Genomic DNA, 6,718 nt, shown 5'->3' with positions numbered 1-6,718 from the left:
GATACCAATGAGCGCAATGTTTTCCATGATAGTTCTCCGAATGAAAGCCTATCCTCAGCATAGTACCGGGAAGGAGGGAGTGACCATCTCATTAAATATCCTACGTTAAGCCTGTTTCTTTAGCTGGCATTACAAAAAGCGAGCGTCTGCATGGTACAGACAGACACCCGAATACGATAAAAATGAGACGAAAAAAACAGGTTACTTAACCCGCTTCCCCGTTTCGTCAATGACCTTTTCGCCGTCCTCTTTGGTAAACGCTCCTTTCTGACCTTCAGGTAGAATATCCAGCACTATTTCTGAAGGGCGGCAAAGACGAGTGCCAAGCGGCGTAACGACTACCGGCCGATTAATCAGGATCGGATGTTGAAGCATAAAATCAATCAACTGCTCATCACTGAATTTCTCTTCATCAAGGCCCAGGTGTTCATAAGGCTCAACATTCTTACGCAGCAATGCACGCACCGTAATTCCCATATCTGAAATAAGTTTAATCAGCTCATCACGGGTCGGTGGCGTATCGAGATAATAAATAATGGTCGGTTCGTTACCGCTGTTACGGATCATCTCCAGCGTGTTGCGTGAAGTGCCGCAGGCCGGGTTGTGATAGATGGTAATGTTGCTCATATCTTTATCTCATTACAAAGTGATGGAAAGCCGCAACGCCAGCGCGGCCAGAGTGACAAACAGCACGGGCAGAGTCATGATAATGCCGGTGCGGAAGTAATAACCCCAGGTGATCGTTATATTTTTCTGGGCAAGCACATGCAGCCAAAGCAGGGTTGCCAGACTGCCAATCGGGGTGATTTTCGGGCCTAAATCGCAGCCAATCACGTTGGCATAAATCATTGCCTCTTTGACGACGCCAGTCGCCGTACTCCCGTCAATCGACAGCGCGCCAATCAGCACCGTCGGCATATTGTTCATCACCGACGACAGGAACGCGGTCAGGAAGCCGGTGCCGAACGTTGCTGCCCATAACCCCTTTTCTGCCAGCAGGTTCAGTACACCAGACAGATACTCCGTGAGCCCGGCATTGCGCAGGCCATAGACCACCAGGTACATGCCCAGCGAAAAAATCACGATCTGCCATGGCGCACTGCGCAGGACTTTCCCTGTGTTGATGCCATGACCTCTTTTCGCCACGATAAACAGTACTGCTGCGCCAGCAGCTGCTATCGCGCTGACAGGGATCCCCAGCGGCTCCAGAACGAAGAAACCGACAAGCAGCAATAACAGGACAATCCAGCCCGCCCTGAACGTTGCCGCATCCTTTATCACACTGGCAGGCGTCTTCAGCAGCGAAACGTCATACGTTGCCGGAATATCCCTGCGGAAGAAGAGATGCAGCATGATCAGCGTGGCCGCAATCGCTGCCGCATCCACGGGGATCATAACGGAGGCGTACTGCGTAAAGCCCAGATCGAAGAAGTCCGCCGAGACGATATTCACCAGGTTAGAAACAATGAGTGGCAGGCTGGCCGTATCTGCAATAAATCCTGCAGCCATGACAAAGGCCAGTGTCGTGCCCTGGCTGAACCCCAGTGCGAGCAGCATCGCAATCACAATCGGCGTCAGGATCAGCGCGGCGCCATCATTGGCGAACAAAGCAGCAACAGCGGCACCGAGCAAGACTATCCAGGTGAACAGCAGGCGGCCACGTCCGTTACCCCAGCGGGAGACGTGCAGTGCGGCCCATTCAAAGAAGCCGGACTCATCGAGCAGCAGGCTGATGATGATGACCGCAATAAATGCCGCTGTCGCGTTCCAGACGATATTCCAGACAACGGGAATATCAGCGATATGGATGACACCGGTTCCCAGCGCCAGCACAGCCCCGATACTCGCGCTCCAGCCAATACTCAGGCCTCTGGGTTGCCAGATCACCAGTACCAGCGTCAGTAAAAATATACTCCCTGCCAAAAGCATCTCAGACCCCATCATATATGATTTTGTAAATATGTTTTCCTGCCTCAGCAGGAGGTGCAGGCTGATTTGTCCAGCCATTCACGTACATCCTCGCGCAGACACTGCCAGGTCGTCGTGATTGTCTCTGCTGCCCACGCCGGAATCTGGGGTGACAGACGATAGTGGATCCATTTGCCTTCCCGACGGTCAAGAACCAGATCAGCCTCGCGAAGGATAGCCATATGTCGCGAAATTTTGGGCTGCGATTCGGAGGTGGCAACGCAGATATCGCAGACGCACAATTCTCCGGACTCACGGAGAAGCATGACGATGGCTAGCCGTGTTTCATCCGACAGGATTTTGAAAAGCTGAACAGGTTGTAGCATTTTTCACTCCGTTCCCTTTAGAATACACATATGTTAGATCATATATATTAACTTTAAAATCACCTGTTCTCTCCGGAGGAGAAAAATGGAACAATTTCCAGCCCTGAATACTGACTGTTTTGATCAACATATTGCCGAACGTCTGCACCTGCAGGAGCCCCCACGGATTCTGATCCTGTATGGCTCAGTAAGGGAGCGCTCCTACAGTCGCTTTGCCGCGGAGGAAGCAGGTCGCCTGCTGACGGCGATGGGCGCGGAGGTGAAATTCTTTAACCCCTCCGGTTTACCCCTGCCGGATGATGCCCCGGATACGCACCCTAAAGTCTCCGAGCTACGCGGGCTGGTCAGATGGTGTGACGGGATGGTGTGGAGCTCGCCGGAACGGCACGGGGCTATGAGCGCGGTGATGAAGGCGCAGATCGACTGGATACCGTTGAGTGAAGGCGCGGTTCGTCCTTCGCAGGGCAAGACACTTGCAGTGATGCAGGTTTGCGGCGGTTCGCAGTCCTTCAATGCCGTGAACCAGATGCGCATTCTGGGCCGCTGGATGCGGATGTTCACAATTCCCAACCAGTCCTCGGTGGCGAAAGCCTGGCAGGAATTTGATGAGAACGGAAGGATGAAGCCGTCCTCATGGTACGACCGTATCGTAGATGTCGCAGAGGAGTTGTTTAAAATTACGTTGCTGCTCAGGGGACAAACCAGCTACCTTGCAGATCGCTACAGCGAACGAAAAGAGAGTCATCAGGAACTTTCGTACCGCGTCAATCAGGAAAAAATATAACGCCTTCTGATCGTATAAATACACACCATGAGCGTTTTCACAAAGTCTCCTTCTGCCAGGCAGCGGATAATCTTACATGTGTCTGTCGTTTTCAGAAGACGGCAGACCGGACTAAAACCATAGGCATATCATTTGCCTTCAACAAGTTCACCGAACAGCTCTTTCACCCTGTTTCTGGCGTCCGTTAGCGCTATGTGCCCTTGTCCGGTGATTTCATATACTCGCCGACTTCGTCGACCGGCCTGAACATGTCGTGAGGTGAGATACCCCTTCTTTTCCATACCGTGCAGCATCGGATACAGGGTACCCGGGCTGAGTTGATAACCGTGGTGTCGCAATTCCTCAATGATGCCCAGACCAAAGACGGGTTCTTTGGCTGCATGATGCAGGATGTGCAAACGGATCATCCCGCCGTAAAGATCTTTGTCGGTCACGCCCGGAACCTCACAGTGCTAAACTCAACAACCAACCCGCAACACCGCAACTCACTACGACCAGCCACGGCGGCAGTTTCCAGAACATCAGAGCGACCAGTGCCACAAGGGCAAGGCCGAAATCTTGCGGAGCGAGAACTGCGCTCGTCCATACTGGTTGATAGAGAGCTGCCAGCAGAAGGCCAACTACGGCTGCATTAATACCCTGCAACGCTGCTTGTGTACGGATATTGCGGCGCAGACTTTCCCAGAACGGCAATGCTCCCACAATCAGAAGGAAGGACGGTGCGAAAATTGCCAGCAGACAAACCAGACCACCCAGCCAGCCAGAAGGCACCTGGTTCATCGAAGCCCCGAGAAAGGCTGCAAAAGTGAACAACGGTCCAGGAACGGCCTGGGCAGCGCCGTAGCCAGCCAGGAATGTATCAGTGCTGACCCAGCCAGAAGGAACGACTTCAGTCTGCAGTAATGGCAGCACGACATGCCCGCCACCAAAAACCAGTGATCCGGTCCGGTAGAAAGTTTCTACCATTAACAGCGTCGGATTTGGGAATATCGCCGTCAGCAATGGTAACCCTGTCAGTAGCACAAAGAACAGCGTGAGCCAGAACAATCCGACGCGACGCCGTATTGAAACGGGCAGCGGATCATGTACCGTCGTCTGCTGAGGTTTGAACAGTAACATGCCAGTGACAGCCGCAGTGACGATTACTCCCACCTGTCCCCAGGCCGATGGCACAAGAAGCACAAAGCAGGTTGCCACTGCCATGACAGTAATACGCGGTATATCCGGGCAAAGATTTCGGGCCATGCCCCATACAGCTTGCGCGACCACCGCAACGGCTACCACTTTCAGCCCATGCAATACACCAGAGGGCATCACATCCCCGTAACTGGTCATCCCCAGCGCAAACAGGATCAGTGCAACTGCTGACGGTAGCGTGAAGCCGGCCCATGCTGCCAGCGCCCCGGTATAACCGGCCCGGGACAGCCCGAGCGCTATACCAACCTGACTGCTTGCTGGTCCCGGAAGGAACTGGCACAGAGCGACCAAATCTGCATAGCTGCGCTCGGTCAACCACTGCCGTCGCGTCACAAACTCATCGCGGAAGTAACCCAGATGGGCAATTGGGCCGCCGAAGGATGTCAGGCCAAGTCGGAAGAAAATCAGAAAGACAGCCCAGGGGCTGTGATCATTCCTGGCAGTATCGTTCATGGTCAGATCCTGATTGCTGGTTTTATTGGCTATTATAATCGAATTTCGTTATCGAAATTCGATTATAATAGCCACTGCTCCCTGTGGATAGAATGATGTTTCATGCTTTCCAGATGTTTACTTCAAGAACAGTTTCAACTGCCTGGCCAGTTATGGGCTTTATTCACATTCAGTATTATTGCTGTCCTGCTTTTACCCGGAGTATGGTTTGCCGGGTGGTATTAAATTCTCTGGCAACCGCACTGATACTGGCCCCGGAATTAAGGCGCTCTGACACTATTTTTTTTTGCTCCTCGCTCAAGATGGGCGGACGACCGAAGCGTTTCCCGGCTGATCTTGCCCGAGAAATCCCTGAATGTGTGCGTTCAATCAGCAGATCCCTCTCAAACTCAGCCACAGCTGAAATCACCTGCATAGTCATTTTTCCGGCCGGGCTGGTTAAATCCACACCTCCGAGAGCGAGACAATGAACACGGATATCTAAAGTAGCCAGTTGTTCAACTGTTTTTCGGATATCCATCGCATTACGGCCGAGTCGGTCAAGTTTGGTGACAATCAATACGTCACCGCTTTCCATTCGATCAAGCAACCGGATGAACCCTGGTCTTTCGCTGGCAGCAACCGAACCACTTATATGTTCCTCAATCAGCCGCTGGGGTCTGATGGCAAAACCCGCCGCTTCAATTTCATGGCGCTGGTTTTCTGTATTCTGTTCCAGAGTGGAGACCCGACAGTAGGCAAAAACTCGTGACATAGGAAACTTTCCGTACGCAAAGGGTGTCCGAATTATAACGTATGTACGAAACAAATTTCGCTGACTTTCGGACATATTGTTTGCGAGGCGTACGAAACCGACCGGTTTCGGTCAGTTTAAAGCGATAACTCATATAAACTATATGCAGAGGAAGCATTTATGCCACGGAGACAAATACTCAGTAGTGAAGAAAAAGAACGCTTGTTGATTGTGCCGGATGATGACGTATTTCTGACGCGCATGTGCTTTCTGAGTGAACATGACCTCGCGCTCATTAATAAACACCGCAGGCCAGCTAACCGTCTGGGCTTTGCAGTTTTACTCTGTTATTTGCGAGGACCAGGGTTTCCTCCCGACAAAAGTATTTCACCTCACGACGGTGTTGTCTTCAGGCTGGCGGCTCATTTGAAAGTCCAGTCTGATTTGTGGGCCGAGTATGCATCAAGAGAGGTCACCCGCTGGGAACATCTGGCTGAACTCTACCGCTACCTGGAATTATCCCCTTTTAACCGGGCGCTGCAAAAAACCTGTATTCGCCACCTTTATCCCCACGCCATGCGGACAGACAGAGGTTTTTTACTTGCGGAGGAAATGCTCTCCTGGCTCCACAATAATAAGGTTATTTTCCCCTCTGTTGAAGTGATCGAACGAACCCTGGCCGAAGCAACAACACTTGCCGACAGGGCGGTTTTTTCTGCGCTTACCGCGCAGCTTGAACCAGGGCATAAAGCGGCACTGGACCGTCTGTTGGTATCTGAGGGTGAGCAACCTTCACGGCTGGCCTGGCTGCTCCAGCCTCCGGGAAAAATTAATGGTAAAAATGTCCTGCAACATATCGACCGGTTAAATGCGATTGAGTCGCTGGTACTCCCTGACGGCATTGCACTTTCCGTTCACCAGAACCGACTCCTGAAACTCGCACGCGAAGGCAGGAAAATGAATAGCCGGGATCTGGCAAGATTCACGGATGTTCGCCGTTATGCCTCGCTGGTTTGTATCATATCGGAGGCCAGATCCACCCTGACTGACGAAGTTATTGATCTGCACGAGCGTATTCTGAGTAGTCTGTTCAGCAGGGCAAAACGTACTCAGGCCGAGCGACTCCAGCAAACGGGAAAGCTGATTCAGAGTAAACTGAAGCGGTAATGACTCCAACTTATTGATAGTGTTTTATGTTCAGATAATGCCCGATGACTTTGTCATGCAGCTCCACCGATTTTGAGAACGACAGCGACT

8 protein-coding genes and 1 pseudogene are annotated in these 6,718 nt (G+C 52.0%); 2 read left to right on the top strand and 7 right to left on the bottom strand.

Annotated elements, in window-relative coordinates:
* Nucleotides 1-201 precede the first annotated feature (201 nt).
* Genes arsC through AC0Z7K_RS24200 form a run of 3 tightly spaced genes read right to left on the bottom strand, consistent with a single transcriptional unit; the run spans nt 202 to nt 2,294 of the window.
* On the bottom strand, nt 202-627 hold the full coding sequence (gene arsC / locus AC0Z7K_RS24210; RefSeq protein ID WP_023316432.1) for a glutaredoxin-dependent arsenate reductase: 426 nt from the start codon (nt 625-627) through the stop codon (nt 202-204).
* A 12-nt stretch (nt 628-639) separates the two neighbouring features.
* Nucleotides 640-1,929 carry an arsenic transporter gene (locus tag AC0Z7K_RS24205; protein WP_032409266.1) on the bottom strand — a complete coding sequence of 430 codons (1,290 nt, stop codon included), beginning with the start codon at nt 1,927-1,929 and terminating at the stop codon, nt 640-642.
* Nucleotides 1,930-1,973: 44 nt separating this feature from the next.
* The gene (locus AC0Z7K_RS24200) at nt 1,974-2,294 is read right to left on the bottom strand and encodes a transcriptional regulator (RefSeq protein ID WP_143992698.1); all 321 of its coding nucleotides are present in this window, start codon (nt 2,292-2,294) and stop codon (nt 1,974-1,976) included.
* Between the two features lie 85 nt (nt 2,295-2,379).
* Between AC0Z7K_RS24200 and arsH the strand changes: the two genes are divergently transcribed.
* Nucleotides 2,380-3,078, top strand: a complete 699-nt coding sequence (gene arsH, locus AC0Z7K_RS24195; RefSeq protein ID WP_016151343.1) for an arsenical resistance protein ArsH — start codon at nt 2,380-2,382, stop codon at nt 3,076-3,078.
* Nucleotides 3,079-3,206: 128 nt separating this feature from the next.
* Here arsH and AC0Z7K_RS24190 read toward each other — a convergent pair whose 3' ends face one another.
* From AC0Z7K_RS24190 to AC0Z7K_RS24180, 3 genes are all read right to left on the bottom strand, one after another.
* The gene (locus AC0Z7K_RS24190) at nt 3,207-3,512 is read right to left on the bottom strand and encodes a PadR family transcriptional regulator (protein ID WP_004206574.1); all 306 of its coding nucleotides are present in this window, start codon (nt 3,510-3,512) and stop codon (nt 3,207-3,209) included.
* Nucleotides 3,513-3,522: 10 nt separating this feature from the next.
* On the bottom strand, nt 3,523-4,728 hold the full coding sequence (gene chrA, locus AC0Z7K_RS24185) for a chromate efflux transporter (protein WP_004206572.1): 1,206 nt from the start codon (nt 4,726-4,728) through the stop codon (nt 3,523-3,525).
* Between the two features lie 175 nt (nt 4,729-4,903).
* Nucleotides 4,904-5,482 carry a recombinase family protein gene (locus tag AC0Z7K_RS24180; protein ID WP_004206571.1) on the bottom strand — a complete coding sequence of 193 codons (579 nt, stop codon included), beginning with the start codon at nt 5,480-5,482 and terminating at the stop codon, nt 4,904-4,906.
* Between the two features lie 159 nt (nt 5,483-5,641).
* Here AC0Z7K_RS24180 and AC0Z7K_RS24175 point away from each other — a divergent pair.
* Nucleotides 5,642-6,625: pseudogene (locus tag AC0Z7K_RS24175) on the top strand (DUF4158 domain-containing protein); the annotation flags it as partial.
* Nucleotides 6,626-6,638: 13 nt separating this feature from the next.
* On the opposite strand, the gene AC0Z7K_RS24170 reads toward AC0Z7K_RS24175, so the two are convergent.
* A partial coding sequence (locus AC0Z7K_RS24170) for an IS1 family transposase (protein WP_001401901.1) occupies nt 6,639-6,718 on the bottom strand: 80 nt, incomplete at its 5' end.

The sequence above is a fragment of the Rahnella sp. 1L-D-7-B-C2 genome, assembly GCF_057290995.1.
Note: the sequence above shows the minus strand (reverse complement) of the source record. Positions and strands in the feature narration are given on the sequence as shown.

Bases quoted from the DNA above. Each gene is read 5' to 3' on its own strand.
- arsC (WP_023316432.1), bottom strand. From the start codon at position 627: ATGAGCAACATTACCATCTATCACAACCCGGCCTGCGGCACTTCACGC.
- AC0Z7K_RS24205 (WP_032409266.1), bottom strand. From the start codon at position 1,929: ATGCTTTTGGCAGGGAGTATATTTTTACTGACGCTGGTACTGGTGATC.
- AC0Z7K_RS24200 (WP_143992698.1), bottom strand. From the start codon at position 2,294: ATGCTACAACCTGTTCAGCTTTTCAAAATCCTGTCGGATGAAACACGG.
- arsH (WP_016151343.1), top strand. From the start codon at position 2,380: ATGGAACAATTTCCAGCCCTGAATACTGACTGTTTTGATCAACATATT.
- chrA (WP_004206572.1), bottom strand. From the start codon at position 4,728: ATGAACGATACTGCCAGGAATGATCACAGCCCCTGGGCTGTCTTTCTG.
- AC0Z7K_RS24180 (WP_004206571.1), bottom strand. From the start codon at position 5,482: ATGTCACGAGTTTTTGCCTACTGTCGGGTCTCCACTCTGGAACAGAAT.